Raw genomic sequence first — 234 nt, forward strand, 5'->3', positions numbered from 1 at the left:
TCCCGACAAGCTGGCGTAGAACGCAATTCACGCCGGAAACAGCAGTTCCACGATCGTTCCCTTACCCGGCGCCGAGGCAATGCGCGCGTCGCCGCCGCTCTGGCGGACGAAGCCATATACCACGGCCAGGCCGAGACCTGCGCCGCCTTCGGCATCGCGGGTGGTGAAATAGGGTTCGAACGCCTTATCGATTGCCTCGGCCGACATGCCGATACCGTCGTCGATCACGCTGAC

General features: G+C 63.7%; 1 protein-coding gene. It reads right to left on the reverse strand.

Features of this window, described 5'->3' with window-relative positions; genetic code table 11:
• Nucleotides 1-27: 27 nt before the first annotated feature.
• Nucleotides 28-234: ATP-binding protein (locus EOD29_RS35225; protein ID WP_245475539.1), on the reverse strand; the 207-nt coding region annotated here is incomplete at its 5' end.

It is taken from the genome of Mesorhizobium sp. M1A.T.Ca.IN.004.03.1.1 (assembly GCF_003997555.1).
Classification (GTDB): Bacteria; Pseudomonadota; Alphaproteobacteria; order Rhizobiales; family Rhizobiaceae; genus Mesorhizobium.